This window comes from Sphingobium sp. (genome assembly GCA_023266575.1).
Classification (GTDB): Bacteria; Pseudomonadota; Alphaproteobacteria; order Sphingomonadales; family Sphingomonadaceae; genus Sphingobium.
The window spans coordinates 69183-94768 of the sequence record JAHFPV010000013.1 but is presented as its reverse complement, the minus strand read 5'-3'; the positions used below and the strand labels follow the sequence as shown (position 1 = coordinate 94768).

The following is a 25586-nucleotide window of genomic DNA, read 5'->3' as shown; positions in this document are numbered from 1 at the left end:
ACGATTACAGACAGCCCCGGCAGCCCTAGTTAGCCGGGCGGTCCCACTGAATATCGCGAAGGGCGCGCATAGGCGGGTGGGCAAGGAAAGGCAAGCGATTCGCACATGCCGCGCTTCGGAGCCATTTCGCCCGCCGGGGCGTTGAGGCCGCCATGGTCGATGGTGATGCGCAGATTTCGGAAAGCCCGGCCCACGCGCCCCGCGCAGGCTATCGCGCCCATGCGACCGCCCTGCGCGAACGGTGGCGCAGATTGCCATGGCCCGTGCGCCTCCTTCTGGGCATCATTGGCTTTCTCTTCGCGATCTGGCTGATCCTGTTCATTACCAAGGGGCGCTTCCTCAAAAGCCCGTTCGAACAGATATTGGGCACCCGGCTCGAACGCGAAGTCCGGGTCGGCGGCGATTTCCAGCTCTATTTCGCGCCGATCAGCATCAAGTTCCGGGCGGAGAAGGCGCGCATCGCCAATCTGCCTTGGGCGAGCCAGCCCGACCTGTTCCGCGCCGACCTGATCGACGCGCGGATCGCGCCGCTCAGCCTGATTTTCGGCGACAAGGTCCGCCTGCCATGGCTGGAGTTGCGCAATGGCGCGGTCGATCTAGAATGGTCTCGCGACCACAAGCATAATACCTGGACGCTGGGCGATCCCAAGGCGGACGGCAAGCCGATGGTATTCCCCCTGATAACCCAGGCCAGGTTGGCAGGGACCACGCTGCGCTACCGCGATCCACGCCTGCAACTGAATGCCGACATCGGGTTCGAGACGGTCCGGGCGAAAGATACGCGCTTTATCAGCGATATACGCCTGTCCGGCACCGGCTCTATGCGAAGCAAGCCGTTCACGCTCAAAGGCAGTTTGCTCTCTCCCAATGCCACGGTCTCACGCGGCAAGAACAGCCTGCAACTGCGCGCGCAGGCGGGGGCGACGGTCGTGGACGTCACCGGCACACTGCCCGGCGCGACGCAGTTGGAAGGCAGCGACCTGCGCCTGGTCACCCGCGGTCCCAATCTCACCCTATTGTTCGATTTCCTGGGCGCAGCCATTCCCGACACCCGCGCCTATCGCTTCACATCGGCCCTGACCAAGGTCGGCGACGAATGGCGCTTTACGAAATTGCAGGGACGCTTTGGCGCCAGCGATCTGGCGGGCCGCTTCACTGCGTCGCTTCCCGATGGCCGCCTGTTGCTCAAAGCCGATCTGTCGACCCAAACGCTCGACATCATCGATGCCGCGCCTTTCTTTGGCTATGATCCTGAAAAGATCGAGAAGCAGGGCGCGGCTGGCGCGATCGAGACGGTGCAGGGCACACCGCGCCTGCTGCCTGACACGCCGCTGCGTGTCGATGCGATCCGTAATTCCGACGCCGAAGTAACTTACAGCGTCAAGCGCGTCCGGGCCGAGCGCGTCCCCATTTCCGACATCGCCCTGACCCTGAAACTCGACCGCAGCCTGCTCACCCTCTCACCGCTGACCTTCGACATGTCGGGCGGCCATGTCGCGTCGGACATAGAGATCAATGCGCGTGGCACGCCGGTCAGGACCAGCTACGACATTCGCCTTGCCCCCACGCCCATGGGTACGTTGCTGGCACGCTGGGGTGTCGAACAGTCCGGCACGACCGGCACGATCAAGGGCCGCGTGCAGATGACGGGGATGGGCGACACGCTGCACGATTCGCTCGCGACCGCCAATGGCCGCATCGCCGTGATCCTGCCCGCTGGCACGATGTGGGCGCGCAACGTCCAACTGTCCGAACTCGACATCGGCACGTTCGCGACCAAGATGTTTGCGGGCAAGCTCAAGGATCCGGTGCAGATCAATTGCGGCCTGATCGCCTTCACCGTGCGCAATGGCGTGGCAGCCGCCGACCCGATCCTGATCGACACGAAGAAAAATGTAATGACTGGGCGGGGCGGCTTTTCCTTCCGCAACGAAAGCCTCGACATCGCTTTCCGCGCCGACAGCAAGAAGATCAGCCTCTTCTCCGGTCAGTCGCCGATCGGCATCAACGGCTATTTCGCCCGGCCCGGCATGTCGGTCATCAGTCCCGAACTGCTGGCGCGCAGCGGTGTGGCCGCAGGACTGGCGGTCGTGGGGACGCCACTGGCAGCGGTTATCGCCTTCGCCGATGTCGGCGACGCAAAGGGTGCGGCGTGCGGCCCGATCCTGTCCGGTGCCAATGCGATCGCCCAGCGCACCAAGCGCGGCAATCCGCGCGACGATGTCGGCCAGGGCACGACGGCAAAGGATGAGAAGGGCAAGGGCAGCAAAAGCGAGCAGAAACGCCAGGACAAGAAGTTTCTGGGAATTTTTTGACCACCCTACCCCTGTAACTTAGTGGCTGTGGCCATGCGCGGCGTTCGCCATCGCCTCCAGCACATCCTCCAGCCGCGCCGGATCGCCCAGCGCCAGCACATGGCCGTCGCTGTCCGCGGTCAGCGGTTCACCGTGCCAGTCGCACATCAGCCCGCCAGCACCCTCTACCACCGGCACCAAAGCGGCGAAATCATAGGATTGTAGCCCCGATTCGATCACGATGTCGAGGAAGCCCGACGCAACCAGGCCGTAATTATAGCAATCCCCGCCATAGACCGGTCCCTGCCGCGGCGATCCGCCGGAGACCGCCGCGACCAGCGCCATATAAGGCGGCACGTCGCCATCATCGAAGAGGTGCGGGCTGGTCGTCGCAATGCCTGCGCCCTCGATCGCGCGGCAGGCGCGGGTGCGGATCGGCTGGCCGTTGAAGGTCGTCGGCTGCCCCGCCATACCGGCCCAGCGTTCTTTGGCGATCGGCTGGTCGATGATCCCGATGGTCGGCCACCCCCCTTGCGTCAGCGCGATCAGCGTGCCGAAGATCGGCCGACCGGCGATGAAACTGCGGGTGCCGTCAATCGGATCGAGAATCCACACCCGTTCGGCATCCTCCCGCACCGATCCATATTCCTCGCCAATGATGCCGTCGCCCGGACGCTCTTTCTCCAATATCGCCCGGATCGCGGCCTCAGCCGCGCGATCGGCCTCCGTTACCGGCGATTTGTCCGCCTTATATTCCATGTCATAGCGGGCGCGGAAAAAGGGGCGGATCGCCGCGCCAGCGGCGTCGGCAAGGCGGTTGGCAAGGGCCAGGTCATCGCGGGTGGTCATCCCCTTCGCCTAGCGGCTGCGCGCCCTTTGCGCTAGACTGCGCCTCTATGGAGAAGGAGGGTAAAATGCCCGGTTCGCCTGTAATCCCATGCCTGCGCTATGCCGACGCCCCTGCCGCGATAGACTTTCTGTGCGACGCCTTCGGTTTCGTGCGCCACGCCGTCTATGCCGATGATGCCGACCCGACCATTATCCACCATGCCCAACTTGTGTTGGGTGCGGGCATGATCATGCTGGGCAGCGTGCAGGATATGGCCAGCGAATCGCTCTACACCTGGTCCACCGCGCGCGACCTGGGCGGGGTCACCGGATGCGTCTATGTCGTGATACCCGATGTCGATGGCCATTGTCTCCACGCCCGCAATGAAGGCGCGGTGGTGGTCGATGAGCCACGCGACAATGACGGCTATCCGGGACGCGGCTACAGCGCGCTCGACCCGGAAGGCAATGTCTGGAGCTTTGGCAGCTACGATCCTTGGGCTTAAGCCTTCGGCAACCCCGTCACGCTAAGACTCGCGAACAAAGGGGTTGCCCATGGCGCTGATCGGCTGGTTCCTGAGTTTTGTCGCCCTGTTTTCGGGCCTTGCGCTGCGGCAGGACATGCCGGTCGGCGGCGCTACCATCCTGTCCAACCTGCTGATCGCGCTGGCGGTGCTGGCCTGCCCGATGGTCTGGCAGGGCAAGCCGCTCGGCATATCGCGCGGCCAGCGTGTCGTGGCCGCGCTGATCATGATCCTGTCCATGCCGCTGATATTGCTACCAGCGGCCTGAAGCTTTCAATCAAACAGGCTCGACACCGAGCTTTCGTCGGCAATCCGCTTGATCGCCTCGCCCAGCAAAGGCGCGATCGGCAAATGGCGGATATGCGCGGCATTGTTGACCGCATCGGTGCCCTGGATCGAATCGGTGATCACCAGTTCCAGCAGGTCCGACGCCTCGACCCGCGCGACCGCGCCACCCGACAACACGCCATGGCTGACATACGCGACCACTTCCTCTGCCCCCGCCGCCTTCAGCGCACTGGCCGCGTTGCACAGTGTGCCCGCCGAATCGACGATATCGTCGATCAACACGCAGAAGCGGCCCTTCACGTCACCGATGATGTTCATCACTTCCGATTCGCCCGCACGCTCGCGGCGCTTGTCGACAATGGCGAGCGGCGCATTGTCGAGCCGCTTGGCCAGCGCCCGCGCACGCACCACGCCGCCGACGTCGGGCGACACGACCATGATATTGCGGTCGCCAAAGCGCGCCTGAATATCCGCCGACATGACCGGCGCACCGAACAGGTTATCGGTCGGAATGTCGAAGAAACCCTGGATCTGCCCCGCGTGCAGATCGACCGACAGGACGCGGTCGGCACCCGCCTTGGTGATCAGGTTGGCGACCAGCTTGGCGCTGATGGGCGTGCGCGGGCCGGGCTTGCGGTCCTGCCGGGCATAGCCGAAATAGGGGACGACGGCGGTGATCCGCTTGGCCGACGCGCGCTTGAGCGCATCGATCATGATCAGCAATTCCATCAGATTGTCGTTGGTCGGATAGCTGGTGGACTGGATCACGAACACATCCTCGCCCCGGACATTTTCGTGGATTTCCACGAACACTTCCTCGTCAGCGAAGCGGCGGACGCTGGCGTCGGTCAGGGGGATTTCGATATAGTCGGCGATGGCGGCCGCGAGCGGCTTGTTGGAATTGCCGGTCATGAGCTTCATGGCCAAGTCCCCCTGCTATTTGGCGGCGTGACGAATTAATGACGCTGCGTGAAAACGCCGCCCCTTTAGCCGCGTCCGTTCCTGCTGGAAAGGCGCTTTTGCGCGTGGCGGCAAAATGCTCTAACGGCCCGGTTCATGACCGACAAACTTGTGATCGCCCTCGCCCAGATGACCCAATCGGTGGGCGACCTTGCCGCCAACGCGGACGCGATGCTGGCATGGCGGGACAAGGCCGCTGGCGCAGACCTGATCGTCTATCCCGAATTGCAGCTGATCGGCTATCCGCCCGAAGATCTGGTGCTGAAACCCGCTTTGGTCGAGCGCGCGAATCAGGAACTGGACCGGCTGGCGCAGGCGACGGCGGATGGCGGACCGGCGATGCTGGTCGGCACCGTGGTCGCCGCGCATGGCGTCCTGTTCAACGTCGTCGCCCTGCTGGAGGGTGGCGCGGTGACACAGATCCGGCAGAAGCGCGAATTGCCCAATTATGGCACGTTCGATGAAAAACGCCTGTTTGCCCCCGGCCCGCTGCCAGCACCAATCGATTTTCGTGGCGTCAAGATCGGCGTGCCGATCTGTGAGGATATCTGGTTCCCCTTCGTCACCGCGCACCTGAAAGCCGAGGGCGCGGAGATATTGATCAGCCCCAATGGCAGCCCCTATGAGGTCGACAAGGATGACCGGCGCCAGACCATGGTGGCCGGCACGCGGGTGCGCGAAACCGGCCTGCCGTTGGTCTATCTCAACCGCGTCGGCGGGCAGGATGAGCTGGTGTTCGATGGTGCATCCTTCGTCATGAACGCCGATTTCGGCATCGCGCAGCAGTTGCCGGTCTGGGAAGAGGCGCTGGTGCTGACCCAGTGGGAAAAATGGGATGGCCAGTGGGTCTGCCTGCCCGGCGATTGCCATGTCCCCGACGAGCGGCCCGCCGACATTTACAACGCGATGGTATTGGGCCTGCGCGACTATGTGAACCGCAACCGCTTTCCCGGCGTGGTGCTGGGCCTGTCCGGCGGGATCGATTCGGCGCTGTCCGCCGCCGTCGCGGTCGATGCGCTGGGGCCGACAAGGGTCTGGTGCGTCATGATGCCATCGCGCTTCACCAGTCAGGAGAGCCTGGACGATGCGGTCGAATGTGCGCGCCTGCTGGGTGTGCGTTACGACACCATTCCCATCGAACCGGCGGTCGGCGCGTTCGACACGATGCTCAGCGATGTGTTCGCCGAGCGCCAGCGCGACCTGACCGAGGAGAATATCCAGTCGCGTATCCGCGGCGTGACGCTGATGGCGCTGTCCAACAAATTCGGCCACATGCTGCTGACCACCGGCAACAAGAGCGAGATGTCGGTCGGCTATGCCACCATCTATGGCGACATGGCGGGCGGCTATTCGGTGCTGAAGGACGCCTATAAGACTACCGTGTTCGACCTGTCGCGCTGGCGTAACGAGCATGTCCCGTCGCTGGGTGAGGGCTTTGGCCCCACCGGCCCGGTCATGCCGCAGCGGGTGATCACCAAGCCGCCAAGCGCCGAACTGCGCCCCGATCAGCGCGACGATGACAGCCTGCCCCCCTATGAGGTACTGGACCCGATCCTCTATGGTCTGGTCGAGGAGGAATTGTCGGTCGATCAGCTGGTTGCGCGCGGGTTCGAGCGCGATACGGTCGCGCGGATCGAACGGCTGCTCTATGTCGCGGAATATAAGCGCCGCCAGTCGCCCCCCGGCGTGAAACTGGGCAGCCGCAATTTCGGCCGCGACCGCCGTTATCCGATTACCAATGCCTTTAGAACATTATGATTTCCCCGTTCGCCCTGAGCGAAGTCGAAGGGTCAAGCTGAGCGTAGCGAAGCCACTTCGCTCCGCTCAGTGGATGGCTTCGACTTCGCTCAGCCCGAACGGATTTAGGATTAACCCATGACCGTCATCACCCGCTTCGCCCCCTCACCCACTGGCCACCTCCATGTCGGCAATATCCGCGCCGCGCTGCATAACTGGCTGTGGGCGCAAAAGAGCGGGGGGCAGTTTCTGCTGCGGCTCGATGATACCGACCTGGAGCGTTCACGCCCCGAATATGCCGATGCGATCCGCGCCGACCTGCAATGGCTGGGGCTGAACTGGGACGCAGAGGCGAAGCAGTCGGAGCGCTTTGCCCTCTACGAAGCGCGGTTTGAAGCGCTCAAAGCATCGGGTCATGTTTATCCGGCCTATGAGACGAGCCAGGAACTGGACCTCCGCCGCAAGGTCTTGCTGGGGCGTGGCTTGCCGCCGGTCTATGATCGCGCCGCGCTGACGCTGACCCCGGACCAGATCGCTGCTTACGAGGCCGAAGGCCGCGCGCCCCATTGGCGATTCAAGCTGGATCATGACCAGCCGATCGTCTGGACCGACCTGATTCGCGGCGACCAGCGTTTCGACCCCAAATTGCTGTCCGATCCGGTGATCCGCCGCGCCGACGGCAGCTGGCTCTACATGCTCCCGTCGGTTATCGATGATGTCGATATGGGCGTCACCCACGTCCTGCGTGGGGAGGATCATGTGTCCAACACCGCGACCCAGATCCAGATGTTCTCAGCGCTCGGCGCACCGCTCCCGGCCTTTGCGCATGAAGCCCTGCTCACGGGGAGCGAGGGCAAGCTGTCCAAGCGGCTGGGATCGCTGGGCGTCGCCCATTTCCGTGAGATCGGGCTGGAGCCTACCGCCATCGCCTCGCTGCTGGCACGGCTGGGGAGCAGTCAGCCGATCGAGCCATTCGCCACCATGCAACCCCTGATCGACAGTTTCGACTTCGCCCATTTCGGCCGCGCCCCCGCGCGATTCGACGAAGGGGAACTCGCGACCCTCAACCAGAAGATCGTCCATCTGTTGCCTTATGAAGCGGTCGCCACCCACCTGCCCGAAGGTATGGACGCCCCGGCATGGGATGCCATCCGTCCCAATCTGGAGACCGTCGCCGGTGCCGCCGACTGGTGGCGGATCGTCACCGGACCCGTGGACGCGCCCGTGCCGGAAACAGAAGATCGCGACTTCCTGGCCAGCGCCCACCGCATCCTGACCAACGCCTCCTTCGACGCCGACATTTGGCGCACGATGACAGCAGCGTTGAAGGACGAAACCGGCCGCAAGGGGAAGGCGTTGTTCCTCCCCCTGCGTCGCGCACTGACGGGACTGGATCATGGGCCGGACATGGGACAATTGCTGCCGCTGATCGGCCGGGACGAGGCCCTGGCCCGCCTCCAGGCCTAAGGAAAGCGCGAGCGTCTCAGACGCTGATCAACTCCAGCGCCTTGCCCACCGCTGCAATGCCTTCGGGCGCGGCGGCAAAGCCCATATGGGTGCAGTCGACCTCGATCGCGCTATCCCGCTCCCCGCTGCGGCCCTTGGCACATTCGGGCAGGATCACCCCGTCGCGTCGCGACCAGAGCGCGACCGTCGGCACCGGCGGCTTTGCTTCGCGCGTACAGGGAAAGGGCGGGCGGTCGACCGGCGTGCCCGACACCAGCTGATAGAGCCGCCAGGCATGGTTGGCGCGTGGGTCACCGGAAAAGGGCGTGCCCATCGTCACCACGCCGCCGACCTTGGCCGCCGCCAGCTTGGCATATTCGCGCGCATACAGCCCGCCCAGGCTCCAACCAACCAGCGTCACCGGACCACCGGTCATGCGCCGTATGTCGTCCACCCGACGGTCGATCGCCTCCAGACTATCCGCCTTCGGACCGAAATTGCGCCCTTGGCCCCAATGATGCGCGTCAAAACCGGCCCTGTTCAGGATCGCGCGCATCGGCTCCATCCGCGCGTCCGACGCCAGCAAGCCGGGGATCAGCAGCAGCGCGCGACCATCACCCCGAATAGTCTGCGCCAGCGCATCGGCCTGCGCCCGCGTGCGTGCCAGATCGAAGGGGAGTGCCATATTGCCGACCAAATGCTGGATCGATGGCCGGGCGACGGCGCGCGGGCCGGACGCGAGGCGATCCTTCCAGAAAGTGGTGACGGCAGCATGAGGTGGCACGACGACAAAATCCCTTTGGCCCAAAGGCAAAGATGACAGTGTCGTGACAAACGCCGTCCGCGTCCATCGGTTTCATCGCAGCAAAGAAACTGTTTATCGCAATATTGGATCAGGGTGCCAGCGGCGACGTCTGCGCGACCGGCGCGCCCTCAACGCTGCGCAGCGCGCGTGGCTCCAATATGGCCGCTGTCTCGATCAGGTCAAGCGCACGACGCGCCTCCAGATAGCGGCGGGCCAACTGCACCCAACGGTCCACAACAGCCCGACCTGGCAATCGTTCCACCTCTGCCAGCGCGGCATTCACCCGTCCGCCGTCGAGATAATGGATCGCCCGGTCAAACCCGGCCTGCGGACGGGGTGAAGGGGTCGATGCCCGGCGGATCGTCACCAGTTCGCGCGCTTCATGCTCGATCGCGCTCCACCAACTCGCATCGGCAGGCGGGGTCGTTGCCCGGTCGCCAATGTCCATCAGCCCGCCGCGCAGGTCGGCCAGCGTCACCGGCTCGCGCGCGGCATTGATGATGGTCGCGACCGCGCGCGGCTGCGCCTGGCCAAAGCGTAGTCGCAATTGTCCCTCGACATAGCCGAGCGGCGCGCCGCTATCGAGCGCCCGGCGCGCGGCGAAGGCGACCAGCAGCCCTTCGGCCCGCGCGGCATTGCCCGATGCGGCCTGCGCCTCCACGGTGATGCGCGTCAGCCGCTCCTCCAACTGCACCACCCGCGCATCGAGCATCTGCGCGGCGTCAGCGGTGAGCGGACGCTGCGCCAGAGAGGGTGCGGGATTGCTGCCGAGCAGCGGGGCCACGCTGGCCACTTGCGGCTGGGGATCACCCCAGCGGCGCTGGATCTGCGGCCAGGCCCAGACGGTGACGGCAACCCCTACGACAAAGGCCAGGAGGATCAGGATCAGCAACGGCACCATGCTGCGCCGCCGCGCGGGAGGCGGGGTCGGGGTCATGCTGCCAAGGCCGTCCTCGTCGCTCATGCTGCCCCCTTTGCCTGTCATTCCACCCGTCATTCGCACAAACCACGCGCAAGGGCCAGCATGTCGTCATCGCGTGGCTGGTCCGGCGAAGTCCCGCTGGCCCAGCCCGTTCCGCACGCCGCCAGTGCCGCCGGACTGATGGCGACGATATGCAGCCCCGCCCTCGCCGCCATCGGGACTTGCGCCGCCAGCCGCTCCCCCGCACGGGGCGAATGGACCAGCAGCACCGTTCCCGGCACCGCATCACGCAACAGGGCGGGATCAGGCAGCAGGCTGGCCATGCTATACACCGCGATCCGCGTGACATGCAGCGGTCCCGCCTCCATCGGCGCCACCGTCGTGCCCGCCAGATGCAGCACAGCGCGGTGGCCATCAGTCACGATCCGCGCCGCTATGGCGCTGGCGTCGCCATCGCCCGCGACCACGCGGTCAAATCCCTGCGCCCGCAAAGCCGCCGCCGTCGCGCTGCCCACGGCATAAGCGGGCAACTTGCGATAGGCCGTAAGCGCTGGCCCCGCCAGCCGCGCCGCATGGGCGCTGGTCATCAGCAACGCGTCGAAATCCGCGGCCAGCGGCGCTGTCCACTCCAATGCCTGCGGCGCGAACAGCGGATGCACCACCGCCTCCAGACCCAGCCGCGCCACCGCCTGCGCCGTCCTGCCCGCCCCCGGTTCGGGCCGCAGGATGAGAACCCGCCTCACGCTTCGAACAGCGACCGCAGCGCCGGACTGGCCCGGTCCAACAGCGCACGACCCATTGCGTGCGCGGCGTCATGATCCTGCCGGTCGATATGGGCGTCCTCGCTCACCGTTTCCTGCCCGTTGGGGCTGATAATCTCCGCGCGCAGGTGCAGCCGATCGCCATCCACCAGCGCCAGCGCCGCGATCGGCGAATGGCAGGTGCCGCCCAGCCCCATCAGCACGTTACGCTCGGCCATGACGCAATCAAACGTGTCAGCATCACTGATCGCCGCCAGCGCCGCCAGCACCGCCTCATTGTCCGCCAGCGCCTCTATCCCCACCGCGCCTTGCGAGGGCGCGGGCAGCATCATGTCGATCGGGATGGTCACGCCGACATCGCCCTGCCCCAGCCGGTCCAGCCCAGCCGCCGCCAGCAGGGTCGCGTGGACCTCGCCCGCCGCCAGCTTAGCCAGCCGCGTTGCGACATTGCCCCGGAACAGGGTGATGGTGGCATCGGGCCGCAGCCGCGTCACCTGCGCAGCGCGGCGCGGTGAGCTGGTGCCGACGACCGGATTGGCGGGCAGCGCATCGAAACTGTCCGCCCCTACCAGCCGGTCACGCACATCGGCGCGCGGCAGCATAGCGGCGATACGGAACACGGCAGGGCGCAGCGTCTCCACATCCTTCATGCTGTGGACCGAAAAATCGATCTCGCCCTCGACCAGCGCCCGGTCCAGCTCCTTGGTCCACAGTGCCTTGCCGCCAATCTCTGCCAGCGCGCGGTCCTGTATCCGGTCACCACTGGTCTGGACGGTGACGATCGCCACGGCGCTATCGGGCCATCCATGGGTATCGCACAAGGCGCGGGCGGTCATGCGGGCCTGGGCCAGCGCAAGGGGCGAGCCCCTGGTGCCGAGGCGCAACGGTCGGTCGGACAAAATCATATGCGGCTTGCTCTAATGACCACGGGCATTAGATGGAAGCGACAATGACAATCATCCTCGGCCTGGAATCGAGCTGCGATGAAACCGCAGCGGCGCTGGTGACGGCCGACGGACGGATTCTGGCGCATCGGCTGGCCACGCAGGAGGAGGCGCACCGCCCCTATGGTGGCGTCGTCCCCGAAATTGCCGCCCGCGCCCATGTCGAGGCGCTCAGCCCCCTGATCGAAGCCGCGCTGGCAGACGCGGAGATGACGCTGGATCAGGTCGATGTGATCGCCGCGACCGCAGGGCCGGGGCTGATCGGCGGAGTGATGGTCGGGCTGGTGACCGCCAAGGCACTAGCCCATGCGGCGGGCAAGCCGTTGATCGCGGTCAACCATCTGGAAGGCCACGCCCTGTCGCCGCGCCTGTCCGACCGGACGCTGCAATTTCCCTATATGCTGCTGCTGGTGTCGGGCGGCCATTGCCAGATTTTGCTGGTGCGCGGGCCTGGCGACTATTCTCGCCTCGCGACCACGATCGACGACGCAGCGGGCGAAGCCTTCGACAAGACCGCCAAACTGCTGGGCCTTGGCTATCCCGGCGGCCCACAGGTGGAGAACGCCGCAGCGCAGGGCAATCCTAAAGCCGTTCCCCTCCCCCGCCCGCTGCTCGGCACGGCAGAACCGCATTTTTCTTTCGCCGGTCTTAAAAGCGCGGTCATGCGTGCGGTCCAGTCCGGCAACCATACAACGCCCGACATTGCCGCCAGTTTCCAGCAGGCCGTCATCGACTGCCTGATCGACCGCACCCGCCGCGCACTGGGGCAGGCGGACGGCATCACCGCGCTCGTCGTGGCAGGCGGGGTCGCGGCCAATCAGGCGATCCGGGGGGCGCTCGAAAAGCTGGCGGCCGATCATGGCCTGCCCTTCGTCGCGCCGCCACTATGGCTCTGCACCGATAATGCTGCCATGATCGCCTGGGCGGGAGCGGAGCGCTTTGCCGTGGGACTGATCGATGACCTGACCGTTCCCGCCCGGCCGCGATGGCCGCTCGATCCGGCGGCAGAAAAGGCGCGCGGCGCCGGAGTGAAAGCATGAAGGCTGGAGTCCTCGGGGCGGGTGCATGGGGCACGGCGCTGGCGCAATTGCTGGCCGCCGACGGGCAGGCCGTGACGCTGTGGGCGCTCGAGACCGAAGTGGTCGACGCGATCAATGGCGGACAGGAAAATCCGCTCTATCTGCCTGGTATCAAACTAGCCCCGTCCATTCGTGCGACCGGCGCGATGGCCGACCTTGGCGATTGCGACATGCTGCTGGTGGTCAGCCCGGCCCAGCATTTGCGGGGCGTCGTGGCCCAGGCTCCCGCCGGCGTGCCGCTGATCCTCTGTTCCAAGGGGATAGAGGCGGGGACCGGCCTGCTGATGGGGGAAGTGGCGCGTGCAGCGCAGCCGACATCGCCGATTGCCGTCCTGTCCGGCCCGACCTTCGCCCATGAAGTGGCCAGGGGATTGCCGACCGCGATCACGCTGGCGTGCGACGATGCCATATTGGGCGCGCAACTGGCGGCGCGGATCGCCCGCCCCGCTTTCCGCCCCTATCTGTCCGACGATGTCACCGGCGCGGAAATCGGCGGCGCGGTCAAGAATGTGCTGGCGATTGCGTGCGGCGTGGCGGACGGCGCGGGGCTGGGCCTCAACGCCCGCGCGGCGCTGATCAGCCGGGGCTTTGCCGAAATGACGCGCTTTGGCCTGGCGCGCGGCGCAAGGGCGGAAACGCTGGCCGGGCTGTCGGGGCTGGGCGATCTGGTGCTGACCTGCTCGTCCACCAATTCGCGCAACTTCTCGCTGGGCCAGGGTCTGGGCGAAGGACGCAGCGCGGCTGAACTCCTGTCCAACCGCCGCACCGTGGCCGAGGGCGCGTTTACCGCGGCGGTGTTGCGCGATGCCGCGCGGGCGGCGGGGGTGGAAATGCCGGTGGTCGAAGCGGTCTGCGCCTTGCTGGCCGATGCCGCGCCGCTCGGCACCGTGATCGACGCGCTGCTCGCGCGTCCGTTGCGCCCCGAATAAGCCGTCGCGCGTCCGCACCATCATGGCTACATTCCAGTCATCAGACGGGACGACAGAGGGGAGTCGATTGACCGCACAGATTCCTGCGTCGAAGGACGAGGATGACATCGCCGCCCTGGCCAAGGGCGGGCGGACCAACGTGTTCGGTTTCCTCCTTCGCCTGGCGGCACGGCTGCCCTTCCTGTTCATCGCAGGCCGGGTCTATGGGGCCGAAACGCTGGGCCGTTTCGCCTATGCCGTGCTGGTGGTCGAATTTGTCGCGCAATTGGCGACGCTTGGCCTGAAGCGCGGGCTGGCGGGTGCGCTCAGCCAGACCGAACGGCCCCACGCCCATGTCGTGACCGACGCGATGCTGGTGACGATGATCGCCGCGCTGCTGGGCGCGGGCCTGCTGGTCGCGTTCCCACAGGCGATGTTCCCCAATAGCGGCATCAACGGCCTCGACCGGCTGCTGGCGCTGATCGTCATTGCGGTTGCCGGGTCGGACGTGGCGCTGGCCGCCTGCGCCTATAAATTCGATGTCGGCGCGACCGTGCGGGCGCGGTCGATCATCGAACCCTGGGCGATCAGCATCGGCGCGTTCGCCTTTGCCTTTTATTCGACCCGCGACGGGTTGATCCTGTCCTATGCCGTGTCGATGATCGCCGCCTTCATCGCCTCGATCATCCCGATGGCGCGCCATTATGGCCTGCCGGTCGGCTGGCGGCCCGATGCCGGGCGGCTGTGGCGGCTGGCGCGGCGCAACCTGCCGCTGGCGGCCGCCGACGGGGTGGAGTGGGGATCGCGGCGGCTGGACATGGCGATATTGGGCCTGTTCGTCAGCCCGGCGGTGATCGGCATCTATTATATCGCGCAGCAGGTCGCCTCGCTGCCGCAAAAGCTCAAGACCAGCTTCGACCCGATATTGGGTCCGGTCATCACCCGCAATCTGGCGGAGGGGAATATGGCCGCGATCGCGCGACAGGTCAGCCAGGTCGGCTTCTGGATCATCGCGGCGCAGGCCGGGATCGCGCTGGCGCTGGGCATCCCCGGCGAAGCGGTGATGGGGCTGGTCGGCCCGCATTTCGTCAGCGGCACCGGGGCGCTTGCCTTCCTGCTGATGGCCGAAGTGATCGCAGCGACCGCGGTCGTCAGCGAATCGGCGCTGGTCTATATCGCCCGACACCGCAACCTGATGATCTCGCTCGGCATGATCGGCTGCCAGGCCGCTTTCAGCTTCGCGCTGATCCTGCTCGCGCGCCAACTCGACCTGCCGGTCATGGCAGTGGCCGCAGCGCCCGCCCTCGCCCTATGCTTGGCGCTGGCCATCGGGGCCTTCGTCAAGGCGCGTTTGCTGTCCCGGCTGCTCAATGCGCCGATCAACGCCTGGCGCTGGCCGTTGCTGAGCGCGGCGGGCGTCGCCTGTATCGTCGGTTCCGCCTTCGTCGCCCTGCCGCCGCGGCTCGAATGGGTCGAGCTGGTCGTCGGCGTCTGGGCGATATTGGGCGCTTATGGCGTGGTCATCTGGCGCTGGGGCTTTGGCCCCGATGACCGCACCCTGTTCCGCAAGCAGAAGGCGGACTGATCAGGCGAACAGCTTGTCGCGGATCACGCCCAGATCATCCTCCGGTCGTGCGCCCCAGTGGGAGATCACCTCGGCCGCCGCCGCTGCGCCCAATGCCAGGCAATCGGCCACGCTGCGCCCGTCAATATGGGCAGCGAGGAAACCGGCTGCGAACAGGTCGCCAGCGCCGGTCGTGTCGATGATTTGCGCGACCGGCGCAGCAGGCGCTTCGTAACGCACGCCATCGACGATCGCGACCGCACCCCTTTCGCTGCGGGTCGACACCAGCACCGGCACCTTGGCCGCAATTGCCGCCACCGCTTTGTCGAAATCGTCAATCTGCGCCAGCGACTGGATTTCGCCCTCATTGGAAAAGAGGATGTCGATCTGGCCATGGTCGATAAGGTCGATGAAGTCGGCGCGGTGGCGGTCGATCACGAAATTGTCGGACAGAGTGAAGGCGACCTTGCGCCCGGCCCCCCGCGCCGCGTCAATCGCCGCCCGCATGGCCGCGCGTGGCTGCTCCGGGTCCCACAAATAGCCTTCGAGATAGAGGATGCCGGCCGAGCGGATCATATCCAGGTCCAGCGCAGCCTCCGGCAGAAATTGCGAGGCACCCAGAAATGTGTTCATCGTCCGCTGCGCATCTGGCGTGACGAGGATCAGGCAGCGGGCGGTCGGCACATCGCCGGTCATGGCGGGCGTGTCGAAACGGATGCCGATCGCGCGCACGTCATGGCTGAACACTGCGCCCAACTGATCGTCATTCACCTGGCCGATAAAGCCGCATGTCTTGCCCAGCGCAGCGAGGCCCGCCAGCGTGTTGGCGGCCGACCCGCCGCTGATTTCCTTGGCCTGGGGCATGTCGGCATAGAGGGTTTCGGCCATTTCGGCGTCGATCAGCTGCATCCCGCCCTTGGTCAGCGCATGTTCGGCGAGGAAAGCGTCATCGCTGCGCGCGAGGACATCGACAATGGCGTTGCCGATGGCGACGACGTCAAGCGTCGGGGCCGAAACTGGAGCGGAAGCGGTCACGCAAAATCCTTATGGTGCGGGGAATGTCAGGCTGCCGTCTCTATCGGCGTGCGTGCGCCCATGCAACAGCGCGCGATTGACGGGCGTCGCGGCAGGCCGGATAGTGGCCCGATGGTCCTGACCGCCGCGCTGCGCGCCTTCCCGCTGATCTTCCACGCCGCCGCCCGGCGGTTGCTGGTCAAGACATTGCTGCTGACACTTTTGGTCTTTGCCCTTTTGGCGGTCGGCCTGTGGGCGGGGGTCCATGCGCTGCGGCTGCATTATGGCTGGGGCGGTGGCGGCATGGCGGAAGCGGCGGCGACTGCGCTGATCGTTATCGCGGCAGGCTGGCTGCTGTTCCGCGCAACCGCGATGGCGATGATGGGCCTGTTCGCCGACGATATTATCGCAGCGGTAGAAGCAGATCGCTACCCGGACGCCGCGGCGGACGCACGCCCGGTCGGGCTGGCGCGCAGCATCCGTTATGCGCTGGCGTCGGTTGCGCGGACGATCGGCTGGAACCTGCTGGCGCTGCCCGCCTACATCGCGCTGCTGGTGACAGGCGTGGGGACGATCGGGCTATTCCTGGCGCTCAACGCCTATCTGCTGGGCCGCGATCTGGCCGACATGGTCGAGCCGCGCCATCCGGGCCATCCGCCAATCCCGCGTGGCAGCCGGTGGCTTCTGGGTCTCGCTTCGGCGCTTCTGTTCCTCATCCCGCTGGTCAACCTGCTTGCGCCGATCTGGAGCGCGGCTATGGCGGTCCACATGCTGCACGGCGTCAGAAGGAAACCTGTATGAACGCCCCTCGCCTTGCCCTGATCGCGCTGCTGGCGCTGCCGCTTGCCGCCTGTGGTGCGGGCGGCGTGGTGCCGCAAACCGGGATCGCGCCGCCGCCCGCCGGTCCCCCGGCCAGCGCCTTCGGCAAGCCCGGCCCGCTGATGGGCGCGGACGCGCGCGCGCTGACCCAGATGTTCGGCACGCCCCGGCTCGACATTCGCGAGACGACGGCGCGCAAGCTGCAATTTGCCAATGGCCGCTGCGTCCTCGACACCTATCTCTACGCCCCGGCACGCGGCAAGGAACCGGTGGTGACCCATGTGGATGCCCGCTCGCCCGTCGGCAGCGACGTCGATCCGGCGGCCTGCGCGACCGCGCTGCGGGCGAAGTAGTGGGCACAACAGGCCGCGACGGTTTGGCGAAGCTTAACAGAGTGCGCGGAGCAAAGGATGTGCGGGCCAATCTACACGGATAGACCAGAGGCGAATTTATTTTGAAAGGGAATAGGATGGACTTGGAGGATAGTCGGCAGACAAGCCTGCCATTGAAGTCGCATCGGTGAAACGGTGGTGACCGGCGGCTAAATGGGCCATTCGATTAGGACCAAAGCCTGAAGGCTTTGTTGCATTTCTGCACGCCGCACATCTTCCTGGTGACGGAAAGCATAGCCAATGTGCAGCATCTCCCCGATGATGCGTGCAACCAGCCTCGCGATCGCAGGAATTCCGGATACGTCGATCGACCAGCCCATTGGCTCGAAATGCACAAACTGGTTCCGAATATTCTCGTGAAAGCGACGCAACGAATTAAACTCGCAGTCACTGATCGCGATGCCGACAGAGTTGCTGCGATCCCCTGCCGAACAAGGCTTCCGCACCGCTTTGAGTAAGTCCGGAAGCCCCATTAAATGGGTTCTAGGCCGTTTCGCGTTTGGATTGCTGCGCGAATCCTCAAAATAGGCAAGCGACTTCTCGGCGTTCTGCGGGGTGACTGCTCCCAACGGCACCGCTGTCGTGGTGAGATGGCATATGCACGCGCCCTGCAACGCTGAATGCAAGGCCACCGCAACCCACTTCCATGTCTGGGGATCCTGGCCCAAAAATTGAGAGACACGTATAATGTGGCGGATAGATCCTGCTACATCCTCCACCTCATCCGTCTGAATCCAATGCTGCGGCATCACTCATTCCTCTCATCTCTTTTCCGGCACCTTCATCAGATCGACCAATGACGAAAAGAACGAAGGCCGATGTCGCGACTTCCGCTCAAACCTACAGCCGCCCAATCGCCCATGCCGCCGCTTCGGCCACCACTGGATCATCATCGCCCATCAGCGTCTGCAAGCGGCCTAGCAATCGCGCATCGCCGCTATTCCCCGCTGCAATGGCCGCATTCCGCACCATGCGGTTGCGGCCGATGCGTTTGATGGGGGAGCCGGAGAAGATTTCGCGAAACGCGGCGTCGTCCAGCGCCAGCAGGTCGGCGATGGCGGGGGCGGCAAGTTCGGCGCGGCCTATGAACGCCTTGTTGGCCGCGGCCGCGTCCGCAAATTTATTCCAGGGGCAGACCGCCAGACAATCGTCGCAGCCATAGATGCGATTGCCGATGCCCTCCCGCAATTCGTGCGGGATCCGCCCTTTATGTTCGATGGTCAGATAGGAAATGCAGCGCCGTGCGTCCACGACATAGGGCGACGGGAAGGCATCAGTCGGGCAGGCGGTCTGGCAGGCGGTGCAACTGCCGCAATGGTCGATCTCCGGCGGGTCGGGTTGCAGCGCGATTTCGGTGTAGATCGCGCCCAGGAACAGCCAGCTGCCATGCTGGCGGCTGACCAGATTGCTATGCTTGCCCTGCCAGCCCAGCCCAGCCCCCTGTGCCAGCGGCTTTTCCATGACCGGGGCGGTATCGACAAACACTTTGAGCGCGCCGGGCTGCTGCTCCACCAGCCAGCGGGCCAGCGCCTTCAACCCCTTTTTGACGACATCATGATAGTCCCTGCCCTGCGCATAGACCGAGATGCGCGCCCGGTCGCCGACATCGGCCAGCGCCAGCGGATCGCGCGCCGGCGCATAGCTCATCCCCAACATCACCACGCTGCGCACGTCGGGCCACAGGCCGCGCGGCGATCCGCGTTGTCCCGCGCGTTCAGCCATCCACAGCATGTCGCCATGATACCCGGCGTCGATCCATTCGCTCAGCCGCTGCGCGGCCTGGGGGGCCACGTCGGCGGGCGCGATGGCGCATGCGGCGAAGCCCAGCGACGCGGCCTGTACCTTCAGGCGGGTTTCCAAGCTTTCCATTTGCGTTGGCATGGGGGGACACTATCAGGAGCGGATGAACGGCGACACTCCGGCCCCGCCCCTCCGCTATGCGCTCGAAGGCCATGGCCTTGTCAAGACATTCGGCAGCTTCCGCGCGGTCGACGGCGTCGACATCGCCGTGCCTGCCGGGTCGATCTATGGCGTGCTGGGGCCTAATGGCGCGGGCAAGACGACGCTGCTCCGCACCCTGCTGGGCATCATCGACCCTGACGAAGGGACACGGTCCCTGCTTGGCGACGCCGCTCCGCTTCGGATGGCGCGACAAGTGGGCTATCTGCCGGAGGAGCGCGGGCTGTATCCGTCGATGAAAGCCTTTGAGGCGATTGCCTTCATGGGCGCGCTGCGCGGCCTGCCGTTGAAGCAGGGACGCGAACGGGCGCGAGCGATGCTGGAGGGGCATGGCATGGGCGGCGCGATCGACAAGCCGATCCGCCAGCTGTCCAAGGGCATGGCCCAGACAGTGCAACTATTCGGGACGATCATCCACGAACCCCGGCTGATCGTGCTGGACGAGCCCTTTTCCGGGCTGGACGCGATCAATCAGGAGAAGCTGGAGGCGCTGATCCGTGAACAGGCGCGACGGGGCGTCACCATCCTCTTTTCCACCCATGTCATCGCCCATGCCGAACGCCTGTGCGAGCGGATCGCCATCGTTGCGGGCGGGCGCATACGATTCGAGGGGACGGTGGCCGACGCGCGCGACCGGCTGCGCCCGCAGGTGCGGCTGCGTACCAAGGCGAGCGACGGGGCGTGGCGGCGCGCTTTGCCCGGCGATACGGTGGTGGAGGATGGCGCATGGCATTTCGCCCTGCCCGACGACGGGATCGAGCCGCTGCTGCACGCATTGCTGGACGGGCAGGCGGGAATTGAGAGCCTGTCGATCGAACGGCCCGGTTTGCATGACGCCTTCGTTGCCATCGCCGGCGAAGCAACCGCGCGCCAGATGGAAGAGGCGCTGGCGCGGGAGCAGGACGCATGAGAGAGATGATACGCGCCGCTCTGGTCATCGCCCGGCGGGATTTTACCGCGGTGGTGCTGTCGCGCACCTTCATCCTGTTTCTGCTGGGGCCATTGCTGCCGATCCTGATCGGCATGGCCTTTGGCGGCCTGGGCGAGAAAATCTCCAGCACCGACCTGCGACCGATGGTCGGCATCGCGATGCCCGCGAGCGAAGCCGCGCGGCTGGAACGGGCGCACCAGCGTCTGACCGAACGGATGGGGGATCAGGCGCTGGTCCGGTTGCGGCGCGTGCCGCTGACCCCTGCCCCGCGCGAGCAGCTGGCGCGATCCGATTCGGCGGTGGTGGCGATCCTTTCGGGCTCGGTGGCGCACCCGATATTGACCGGCAAGCCCGACGATCTCGACAAGATGCAGGGTGACCTCAGCCTGATCGCCAGCGCGGCGCAGGCCGAACATACGCTCCGGCTGGTACAGGTGGAGCGGCAGGAGGTCGCCACCAGCCTTGGCGCACAGGCGCAGGCGCGGCTGCTGATCGGGCGGGTGGCGCAGGTCGTCATGTTCTTCCTGACGATCCTGCTAGCGGGCATGATCCTTTCCAATCTGGTCGAGGAAAAGACCAACAAGATCATTGAGATATTGGCTGCCGCCGTGCCGATCGACGCGATTTTCCTAGGGAAACTGATGGCGATGCTGGCGATGAGCTTTGTCGGCATCGCCTTTTGGGGCGGAACGGCCTTTGCGATCTTCCTGGCGCTCCATGGGTCCGCTTCGGGCCTGCCTGCGCCAGCGGTGGGCTGGCCGATCTTCCTGATCCTCGCCGTGCTGTATTTCGCCATGGCCTATACGCTGCTGGGATCGCTGTTCCTGGGGATCGGCGCGCAGGCGGCGACGGTGCGGGAGGTGCAGACGCTGAACATGCCGGTGACCATGGGGCAGATGCTGATCTTCTTCTTTGCCAGCTACGCCGTCGACCATATGGGATCGCCTGCAGAGGTGGCCGCAACGATATTCCCCTTCAGTTCGCCCTTCGCCATGATCGCGCGCGCAGCGCAGGATGATGCGCTGTGGCCCCATCTGCTCGCGCTGCTGTGGCAGGCAGCGTTCGTGGCGCTGATCATCCGAGTCGGGGTGCTACTGTTCCGCCGCCATGTCATGCAGTCGGGCGGGCGCTGGTGGAAAAATCTGTTCAGGAACACGACAGGCTGAAGGGTGTTCAAGGATGTCATGAACCGGCGACTTTTCCTGAGTGGCGTGACGACCGGCGCGGTGGCGCTGGGCTGGTGGCGGCTGGGCCTTGATCGGGCAGAGGCCGCCTATCCCTTTACGCTGAGCGATGCGGAGTGGCGCAAGCGCCTCTCCCCGCTTGCCTATAATGTGCTGCGCAAGCAGGCGACCGAGCATCCCTTCACCAGTCCACTCAACAAGGAGCATCGGGCTGGGATTTTCGCCTGCGCCGGATGCGGGCAAAAGCTGTTCAGTTCCAAAACCAAATTTGACAGCGGCACCGGCTGGCCAAGCTTCTACGCGCCGCTGCCAAAGGCGGTCGGCACCAGCCGCGACTTCGACCTGGGCTATCCGCGCACCGAAGTCCATTGCGCGCGCTGCGGCGGGCATCTGGGGCATGTGTTCGACGATGGACCAAAGCCCACCGGGTTGCGCTATTGCATGAACGGTGTGGCACTCAGCTTCGTGGCGACCTGACCCGGTAGATTTTCAGCGGGCCTTTGGTCGGCAGCTGTTCCAGCCAGTCGGGCGTCGCGCCGTGCGCCAGTTGGGCGGCCAGACCCTTACGGTTCGCTTGTCCATAGAGGCGATATTCGTTGAGACCGTCACAGGTCACGACATAACGCGCGCTAGTTGCGCCGATGACAGTGCGGGCCTTATCCGGCGCATCGACAAAGCCCTCAATCACCGCGGTAATCCCGGCCGCATTGCGATGATGGGCGGTGCCGATAACGCTGTGGCGGGTCTGGACGAGAATGTCGGGGCCAAGATCAATCGGCGCGAACAGGGTCGCAGTCGGCAGGGTGCGCAGCGGTGCCAGCACGCTTGCCGCGCGGCAGTTGGCGCTGGCTTTCTTCGCGGGTTCCGGCTTGGCGGCGATCGCGACCCACAGCGCGCATAGCCCGGCCGGAGTCAGCAGCACCAGCGCGACCGATCCCAATATCCGCACGATGGCGCTGGCCGACGCCTGCACCCGGCGAAAAAGCCTGATCAGCAGCCAGGCGGTGCCCGGCAGCGCCAGCAGATGCGCCACCGATACGGCGCGCATCACCATGATCGCAACCAGCATCGCGCCTGTCAGCAGCAACGCCAGCGTCAGCCAGCGCATCCGCGTCGGGTCGCTGGCACTGCGCGCCGCCAATAGCGTAGCAATCAGGCCGAATAGCGAGGGAAGCAGGATGACGCCCACCATCGACCGGCTCTGTTCCCAGATCGGTCGCCCTTCCATGACCTGCAAATACCAGAGCTTGGAGGCCAGCGGTCCCAGCGCCGCGAAGGGATCGCCCGACAGGCAAGGCCCGCCAGTCAGCGCGAAGGTCGCCAGCGCCGCACCGCCGCCGATTGCGGCGACAAGGAAGCGGCGCAACGGGGTGTACGGGCCGATCAGGCGCGCAGACACAAGCGTTGCAACGGCCAGCGCTACCAGGGGCCAGACATAAACGAAGGAGAGCGCATCGCAGTGGCGCGCCAAAACCGCAGAGGGACCACGCAGCAGCATCAGCGGTATCAGCGCGGCACCGCCAATGGCGACAGTGAAACCGACATAGCGCGGCGTTTCTGCCCGGTCGATCCAGTGGCGCAGGGCAAAGACTGCGGCAAACAGCGCGGCATAGGGCAAGCCTTCGCTCGAAATCTGGAGCCAGAGTGCCAGCGCCAGCCCCACAACGATGCCGCCGCGCGCCGGGCGGAGGTCCATCGCGCCGCACAGCGCCAGAGCCGCCGCCATGATCTGCCAACCATGATGATCGATCCGCAACGGCGTGAACTGGACCAGGATCGACGGTGCGGTCAGCAGCAATGCGACAGCGAGCAGCGCAATCCCCGCCCCGGCAATCCGTTTCGCCGCGATGAACAAGGCCGTAGTCAGCCCACCCAGCAGCAGCAGCGGCACAATGGCGCAAGCGACCAGCTCCGCCGTCGCCATACCCAGCAACGGGCGCAGCAGCAGGATCAGCGCTGCGATGGGCATGTCGACGATCCGCGACCAGTGCATCGGGCCGCCGATGGGCGGGTTCACCCTATACTGGCTGACGTCCCAAAAAGCCTGTCCGCCGATCCAGTCGCGTATCTGCGCCAGCCGCATCGCGTCGTCGGGATCGCGAAAGCCGAGCGTGGCGAAATCACCATGGAACAGCCACAGCATCGCCACGCTGCACAGCAGCCAGCCAAGCAGCGCCAGCAGCGCCACCCGCTTGTCATCAGACGCGGGCAAAGACGCCATATTTGCGGATCGCATAGACGGTGAGGAAGCTGACCGGGACGGACAGCAATTTGGCGATCGTCGGCGCAACGCCGGTCAGGCTCAGCCCGCCGACCATGGCAAGGGTAATGCCCATGCCCAGCAGGGCGCTGGCCACGAAGCCGGCGCGCTGCGCATGGGTCGGGCCGGTGCCGGTATCGAATACGAAGCGGATACTGATCGTCCAGTGGACAGCCAAGCCGATGGCATAGCCGCCGAACGCCGCCAGCATCGGGACCGCACCAAAATGGTCGAGCATCAGGAACAGCGCCATGTCGCTCGACAGCGCGCAGATGCTGGCCAGCAGATAGCGGGCGAACATCAGCCGCGCGACCAGCGCCATCAGCACGCGCACCGGCTCAGGCAGCCTTCAGGCGCGACGGCACAGCGCGGGTGCTGGCGAGGGCCGCCTGCGCGTCCGCATCCGCCCCATCAATTTGGCCCTCTTCGCCAGCCTCATGATATTCGGCATCTTCATTGACCGACCAGACGTCATGGACGCGCGCGCCCGCGACGATGTTGCGGACGGTCAACATCGCCGTCATCATCGCATGATCCTGATTATTATAGCGGTGCATCCCGTTGCGCCCGACCATGTGCAGCGTGGGATAGCGGGCCTCCAGTTCGGTGCGCATCGCCAGCACATTGGCGGCATAGGCGTCGTCATAGACCGGATAAGCCTTTTCCTGCCGCACCACCGCGCCCCCCACGACATCATCGGGGTTGCAAAGGCCCAGCAACGCCATTTCCTTCGTCGCCAGCGCGATCAGATCAGCGTCGGACGAGGCCCACAGGCCATCGCCTTCGAAGCAGAAATATTCCAGGCCTACACAGGCAAGCGTCGGGTCCGGGACCATTTCGGGCGACCAGCTGCGGAAATTCTGGATGCGGCCGACCTGCACCTTGCTGTCGTGGATATAGATCCAGTTGTCGGGGAAAATATCCTCCCCCTTCACCATCAGCGCGACGGTCAGGAAGTCGCGATATTTAAGGTCCATGGCTTCCGGCAGCGTCGCGGGCAGCGGATGGATGCGGCCCGCCAGTTCGCGCATGGGCGCGGAGGAAATGACATGAGCGGCGTTGATGATGACCTCACCCTCCGGCCCCTGCGCCACCAGCCGCCAGCGATCAGTCCCCTGATCGTGCTCCAGCCGCTTGAAGCTGTGCGCCATCAGCACCTGATTGCCGCCATCGACCACATGGTCGCGCGCCTTCTCCCACATCATGCCGGGGCCAAGCCGGGGATAGCGGAAGGTTTCCAGCAGCGTCTTGGTCGCCATGCCGTCATTGGGCTTCTTGTTTAGGCCGAGCGAGCGTTTCAGCCCGTCGGTGACCGCGCCCCAGAGCGAAAGGCCCTTAATCCGCTGCGCCGCCCAGTCCGCCGACATTTCATCGCACGGCATCCCCCACACCTTCTCGGTATAGGTTTTGAAGAAGATAGAGAAAAGCTTGTGACCGAACGCATTAACGGTCCAGTCCTGAAAGGAGCGGACGTTGCGGTTGGGCAGCAACTTCGCCTTGGCAAAGCTGGCCATGCAGAGCGTCGAGCGCCAGATGCCCAGATTCCACAGCGCCTCGAACGCGCGGAGCGGATAGCTGTAGAATTTGCCCTCATAATAGATGCGGCTCATCCGGGGACGCTGGATGAAGTCATCGGGCAGGATTTCATTCCACAGGTCCACGACCTGCTGCGATTTGGAAAAGAAGCGATGTCCGCCAATGTCGAAACGGAAGCCGTCCAGTTCGACCGTCCGGCTGATGCCGCCGACATAGACCGGGTCTTTTTCGATCACCGTGACGCTGTAGCCCTGCTTGGTCAGCAGATAGGCTGCGGTCAGGCCCGCCGGGCCTGCGCCGATGATGGCGACGTCCACGCTTTGATCGATACGCGGCATGACAGGCAATTCCCCCGGATGGTCTTTCGTCGCCATGGGAGTGAAGGAAATATTCTAAGGACTGGTTAACGCGCGGTAAGGATCGCACGCGAA

Annotated in this window: 25 protein-coding genes; 13 read left to right on the top strand and 12 right to left on the bottom strand. The window is 65.3% G+C overall.

The features are described 5' to 3' along the window. Window positions 1-152: 152 nt before the first annotated feature. The gene (locus tag Q0D44_RS13640; protein WP_294137120.1) at window positions 153-2315 is read left to right on the top strand and encodes an AsmA family protein; all 2163 of its coding nucleotides are present in this window, start codon (window positions 153-155) and stop codon (window positions 2313-2315) included. Window positions 2316-2333: 18 nt separating this feature from the next. Here the strand turns inward: Q0D44_RS13640 and hisN are convergent, their stop codons facing one another. Next, window positions 2334-3143 (bottom strand): histidinol-phosphatase, encoded by an 810-nt coding sequence (gene hisN, locus Q0D44_RS13635; RefSeq protein WP_294137119.1) that lies wholly within the window; start codon window positions 3141-3143, stop codon window positions 2334-2336. A gap of 65 nt (window positions 3144-3208) precedes the next feature. On the opposite strand from hisN, the gene Q0D44_RS13630 reads away from it, so the two are divergent. Then, complete coding sequence (locus Q0D44_RS13630; protein ID WP_294137118.1) at window positions 3209-3628, top strand: VOC family protein; 420 nt, start codon at window positions 3209-3211, stop codon at window positions 3626-3628. Between the two features lie 49 nt (window positions 3629-3677). Further along, window positions 3678-3914: a hypothetical protein gene (locus Q0D44_RS13625; protein WP_294137117.1), complete on the top strand. Its 237-nt coding sequence runs from the start codon at window positions 3678-3680 to the stop codon at window positions 3912-3914. Window positions 3915-3919: 5 nt separating this feature from the next. Here the strand turns inward: Q0D44_RS13625 and Q0D44_RS13620 are convergent, their stop codons facing one another. Beyond that, window positions 3920-4855 (bottom strand): ribose-phosphate pyrophosphokinase, encoded by a 936-nt coding sequence (locus Q0D44_RS13620; RefSeq protein ID WP_119746953.1) that lies wholly within the window; start codon window positions 4853-4855, stop codon window positions 3920-3922. A gap of 135 nt (window positions 4856-4990) precedes the next feature. Between Q0D44_RS13620 and Q0D44_RS13615 the strand changes: the two genes are divergently transcribed. Together Q0D44_RS13615 and gltX are read left to right on the top strand one after the other, a co-directional pair. Next, window positions 4991-6652 carry an NAD+ synthase gene (locus Q0D44_RS13615; RefSeq protein WP_294137116.1) on the top strand — a complete coding sequence of 554 codons (1662 nt, stop codon included), beginning with the start codon at window positions 4991-4993 and terminating at the stop codon, window positions 6650-6652. Between the two features lie 117 nt (window positions 6653-6769). Then, window positions 6770-8098, top strand: a complete 1329-nt coding sequence (gene gltX, locus Q0D44_RS13610) for a glutamate--tRNA ligase (protein WP_294137115.1) — start codon at window positions 6770-6772, stop codon at window positions 8096-8098. A 16-nt stretch (window positions 8099-8114) separates the two neighbouring features. On the opposite strand, the gene Q0D44_RS13605 is transcribed toward gltX, so the two are convergent. From Q0D44_RS13605 to hemC, 4 genes are all read right to left on the bottom strand, one after another. Beyond that, on the bottom strand, window positions 8115-8861 hold the full coding sequence (locus Q0D44_RS13605; protein ID WP_294137114.1) for an alpha/beta fold hydrolase: 747 nt from the start codon (window positions 8859-8861) through the stop codon (window positions 8115-8117). A gap of 109 nt (window positions 8862-8970) precedes the next feature. After that, window positions 8971-9846: a hypothetical protein gene (locus Q0D44_RS13600; RefSeq protein ID WP_294137113.1), complete on the bottom strand. Its 876-nt coding sequence runs from the start codon at window positions 9844-9846 to the stop codon at window positions 8971-8973. A gap of 29 nt (window positions 9847-9875) precedes the next feature. Continuing rightward, window positions 9876-10547, bottom strand: a complete 672-nt coding sequence (locus Q0D44_RS13595) for a uroporphyrinogen-III synthase (RefSeq protein WP_294137112.1) — start codon at window positions 10545-10547, stop codon at window positions 9876-9878. Then, entirely contained in the window at window positions 10544-11470 is a 927-nt protein-coding gene (gene hemC / locus Q0D44_RS13590; RefSeq protein WP_294137111.1) for a hydroxymethylbilane synthase, read from the bottom strand. The genes Q0D44_RS13595 and hemC overlap by 4 nt, the downstream gene beginning before the upstream one ends. A 44-nt stretch (window positions 11471-11514) precedes the next feature. Here hemC and tsaD point away from each other — a divergent pair, with 44 nt between their 5' ends. From tsaD to Q0D44_RS13575, 3 genes are read left to right on the top strand one after another with little or no spacing between them, the layout of a single operon-like run. After that, window positions 11515-12549: a tRNA (adenosine(37)-N6)-threonylcarbamoyltransferase complex transferase subunit TsaD gene (gene tsaD / locus Q0D44_RS13585; protein WP_294137110.1), complete on the top strand. Its 1035-nt coding sequence runs from the start codon at window positions 11515-11517 to the stop codon at window positions 12547-12549. After that, a complete protein-coding gene (locus tag Q0D44_RS13580; protein ID WP_294137109.1) occupies window positions 12546-13517 on the top strand; it encodes an NAD(P)H-dependent glycerol-3-phosphate dehydrogenase in 972 nt (323 codons plus the stop codon). Before tsaD ends, Q0D44_RS13580 begins: the two co-directional genes overlap by 4 nt. A 22-nt stretch (window positions 13518-13539) precedes the next feature. After that, a complete protein-coding gene (locus tag Q0D44_RS13575) occupies window positions 13540-15081 on the top strand; it encodes a lipopolysaccharide biosynthesis protein (protein WP_294137108.1) in 1542 nt (513 codons plus the stop codon). Here the strand turns inward: Q0D44_RS13575 and Q0D44_RS13570 are convergent, their stop codons facing one another. Beyond that, on the bottom strand, window positions 15082-16095 hold the full coding sequence (locus tag Q0D44_RS13570) for an adenosine kinase (protein WP_294137107.1): 1014 nt from the start codon (window positions 16093-16095) through the stop codon (window positions 15082-15084). A 111-nt stretch (window positions 16096-16206) separates the two neighbouring features. On the opposite strand from Q0D44_RS13570, the gene Q0D44_RS13565 reads away from it, so the two are divergent. Together Q0D44_RS13565 and Q0D44_RS13560 are read left to right on the top strand one after the other, a co-directional pair. Further along, window positions 16207-16875, top strand: a complete 669-nt coding sequence (locus Q0D44_RS13565) for an EI24 domain-containing protein (RefSeq protein ID WP_294137150.1) — start codon at window positions 16207-16209, stop codon at window positions 16873-16875. Next, entirely contained in the window at window positions 16872-17246 is a 375-nt protein-coding gene (locus Q0D44_RS13560) for a hypothetical protein (protein WP_294137106.1), read from the top strand. The genes Q0D44_RS13565 and Q0D44_RS13560 overlap by 4 nt, the downstream gene beginning before the upstream one ends. A 188-nt stretch (window positions 17247-17434) precedes the next feature. Here the strand turns inward: Q0D44_RS13560 and Q0D44_RS13555 are convergent, their stop codons facing one another. Further along, window positions 17435-18034 carry a hypothetical protein gene (locus tag Q0D44_RS13555; RefSeq protein WP_294137105.1) on the bottom strand — a complete coding sequence of 200 codons (600 nt, stop codon included), beginning with the start codon at window positions 18032-18034 and terminating at the stop codon, window positions 17435-17437. Window positions 18035-18125: 91 nt separating this feature from the next. Next, on the bottom strand, window positions 18126-19154 hold the full coding sequence (gene queG, locus Q0D44_RS13550; protein ID WP_294137104.1) for a tRNA epoxyqueuosine(34) reductase QueG: 1029 nt from the start codon (window positions 19152-19154) through the stop codon (window positions 18126-18128). 34 nt (window positions 19155-19188) lie between these two features. Here queG and Q0D44_RS13545 point away from each other — a divergent pair, with 34 nt between their 5' ends. The 3 genes from Q0D44_RS13545 to msrB are packed head-to-tail and all read left to right on the top strand — an operon-like array spanning window position 19189 to window position 21836. Then, window positions 19189-20154 carry an ATP-binding cassette domain-containing protein gene (locus Q0D44_RS13545; RefSeq protein WP_294137103.1) on the top strand — a complete coding sequence of 322 codons (966 nt, stop codon included), beginning with the start codon at window positions 19189-19191 and terminating at the stop codon, window positions 20152-20154. After that, window positions 20151-21341, top strand: coding sequence for an ABC transporter permease (locus Q0D44_RS13540; RefSeq protein WP_294137102.1), 1191 nt, complete (start codon window positions 20151-20153; stop codon window positions 21339-21341). Before Q0D44_RS13545 ends, Q0D44_RS13540 begins: the two co-directional genes overlap by 4 nt. Window positions 21342-21359: 18 nt before the next feature. Continuing rightward, window positions 21360-21836 (top strand): peptide-methionine (R)-S-oxide reductase MsrB, encoded by a 477-nt coding sequence (gene msrB / locus Q0D44_RS13535; RefSeq protein ID WP_294137101.1) that lies wholly within the window; start codon window positions 21360-21362, stop codon window positions 21834-21836. Here msrB and Q0D44_RS13530 read toward each other — a convergent pair. The 3 genes from Q0D44_RS13530 to Q0D44_RS13520 are packed head-to-tail and all read right to left on the bottom strand — an operon-like array spanning window position 21817 to window position 25493. Next, window positions 21817-23580: a hypothetical protein gene (locus Q0D44_RS13530; protein ID WP_294137100.1), complete on the bottom strand. Its 1764-nt coding sequence runs from the start codon at window positions 23578-23580 to the stop codon at window positions 21817-21819. The genes msrB and Q0D44_RS13530 overlap by 20 nt on opposite strands. Next, a complete protein-coding gene (locus tag Q0D44_RS13525) occupies window positions 23558-23947 on the bottom strand; it encodes a GtrA family protein (RefSeq protein ID WP_294137149.1) in 390 nt (129 codons plus the stop codon). Before Q0D44_RS13525 ends, Q0D44_RS13530 begins: the two co-directional genes overlap by 23 nt. Before the next feature lie 10 nt (window positions 23948-23957). Further along, the gene (locus Q0D44_RS13520) at window positions 23958-25493 is read right to left on the bottom strand and encodes an NAD(P)/FAD-dependent oxidoreductase (RefSeq protein ID WP_294137099.1); all 1536 of its coding nucleotides are present in this window, start codon (window positions 25491-25493) and stop codon (window positions 23958-23960) included. Window positions 25494-25586: the final 93 nt, after the last annotated feature.